Below are 2,165 nucleotides of genomic sequence, written 5' to 3' on the forward strand. Positions count from 1 at the left end.
CTGCTGTTAGAGCCAGAAAAGGCGTGAATCCATTTACGGGTGAAGAGATGATGTTTAAGGCTAAACCCGCTTCTATGCAAGTGAGAATTCAACCCCTGAAAAAGCTCAAAGACTTTACTGTCTCATAAGAAGATACGGAGAATAGCGAAGAAGCTAAGCCCTTTTAAACGTGTCCCCTCGGTGTAAGTATGCAGAGCCATGAAATAAACTATGCACGGCAGCTGAGAGGATGTGCTGTTTAGTGCATTTGCTTCAGGCATGCTCATCAAGAGGACACAATTATATGCTTGATTAATGATAGGCTTTTCTCAAAATCACTCTCATAAATAGCGACGGTTAATTATCCTAAAGTGACGTAATATAATTGCGTCAGAGTGACGTTCATTAATAGTTAGCTTAAATATCTCAGGTTTGGGAAAACTATTATGAAAAGAATAAGAAATGTAGTTTTAGGTTTACTTGCTGCTTCAGGTTGTGGAGCAGTTGCTTCAGAAAATACAGCTGAAATGTCTCATGGAATTGAATATCCTAATGGTTGGCAGAGCTGGTCAACAATAGCAGTGTCTCATAGAACAGATAACAACACATTAAGGGTTATACTCGGAAATGAAATTGCAGTAAAAGCAGCTCGCTCTGGAAAGGTTGATCCGTGGCCAGAGGGTTCAATCCTTGGTAAAGTTGTTTGGAAAGATACCGAATTAGGGAACTGGAAATCGGCAATTGCACCTGGAAATTTTGTGCATGCTGAATTCATGTTCAAAGACTCAAACAAGTATACCAAGACTTATGGTTGGGGATGGGCGCGTTGGGTTGGTCTTGAACAAGAGCCATTTAACAAAGGAGCCCAGGTATGCACTTCATGCCATTCTCCAGTAAAAGAGCGTGATTGGGTGTTTACTGATCCAGCACAATTTCCAGCATTAAACTAAGCTAATCGGGTAAGAGCTGGTATCTACCCAGCTCTCCCCACACCACCCTGCATGCGGGGCCGCACAGGGCAGCTCATTTAACTTATCCGTTAGGATAATGAGTTTTGATCCATCCGTCCTTGAAAGAATATGAGTCAGTTGACGCATTGCGTAAATCGCTGAAAAAGTACTTCCATTTTTACAATGAGGAACGTCCACATCAATCGTTTAATGGAGCAACGCCGAAAGAAGTTTATCAGGCTTTAGCAGCATAGGTTTTCACCTCAGTATATCTTAATTTTGGAAAATACTGTCTTGACGGTGGGGTCCACTTCAAAACTTTGCGACAGAACCCTATAAGTGTCATATAGATTTACAACATGAAAAATAAGAAGCCCATCCTTAAGCTAAAACCGCAAATGATTTCTACGGAATAAAATTTGCTAAAGATTATTGGCTTGTTTTTAACTCACAAAAGTTACATGTCTATAAACTTGAGGATTAAATATGAATGTTAATAAATTAAAAAAATCATTTTTATTTTTAAGCGGTTCATTTATTTTAAGTACATTTATATATGCTGAACCATTTATTGAACCTTCCGATCAATGCAAAACTCTATTTGCCAATAAAAATGAAACTATTGGTACAGTTTGCTTTAATGTTGACAGTTCAGGTATATTATCCGCCTTATATTCACTTACTGTAAGTGATACCACTATTAAAGAAGTGCATTTACATATTGGAAGCAATATGGAGGAAATTCCTCAGACTAGAGCAGGAAATCCTAAGGTAGGGAATTTTGAGTACTCTTATGATGGACTAAATACAACTGAGCAACTGGTTCCTTTAACGGAAACAGTCACATGTGGAGTTGAACCTGAAGAGTTCACTTATTACGTTGCCGCTCATGCAAGTATTGAATACTTAGATTCCCTTGGAGAGGTTGTAGATACACCTACAGCTTGGGCGGATGGTTTACGTTTCAATTCAAGAGGTAACTGGGCAACATACTTTGATTTTACCGTGAATTGCACTGGAGAGGATGTAAGTATTTAATTACAGAAATAATATATACTTCACCTAGGTTATACATGTCCTCCAGTAAGCTAAAAATGTGATATTGAAGTTTTTTGGGGGGCACATGGTTAGTGAGAGGGTCCATAGCTTTGTGGATGGTTGGTAAAGACCCATAAATGTTAGGTTGTATCTGATTTGCACAAAAAATAGCCGATACGCAGGGTTATCGGCTATTTT

Annotated in this window: 4 protein-coding genes; all 4 read left to right on the forward strand. The window is 38.8% G+C overall.

What is annotated here, in order from left to right; all coding sequences use genetic code 11:
* Nucleotides 1-128, forward strand: a 128-nt coding sequence (locus F607_RS34465; protein WP_211233719.1) for an HU family DNA-binding protein, incomplete at its 5' end; no start/stop codon positions are given.
* Nucleotides 129-425: 297 nt separating this feature from the next.
* Nucleotides 426-929, forward strand: coding sequence for a cytochrome P460 family protein (locus F607_RS0126455; RefSeq protein ID WP_027710396.1), 504 nt, complete (start codon nucleotides 426-428; stop codon nucleotides 927-929).
* A 104-nt stretch (nucleotides 930-1,033) separates the two neighbouring features.
* The gene (locus F607_RS33855; RefSeq protein WP_084611427.1) at nucleotides 1,034-1,183 is read left to right on the forward strand and encodes an integrase core domain-containing protein; all 150 of its coding nucleotides are present in this window, start codon (nucleotides 1,034-1,036) and stop codon (nucleotides 1,181-1,183) included.
* 232 nt (nucleotides 1,184-1,415) lie between these two features.
* Nucleotides 1,416-1,967, forward strand: a complete 552-nt coding sequence (locus tag F607_RS0126465) for a hypothetical protein (protein WP_027710397.1) — start codon at nucleotides 1,416-1,418, stop codon at nucleotides 1,965-1,967.
* Nucleotides 1,968-2,165: the final 198 nt, after the last annotated feature.

Source organism: Zooshikella ganghwensis DSM 15267, from assembly GCF_000428585.1.
In the GTDB taxonomy this organism is placed as follows: domain Bacteria; phylum Pseudomonadota; class Gammaproteobacteria; order Pseudomonadales; family Zooshikellaceae; genus Zooshikella; species Zooshikella ganghwensis.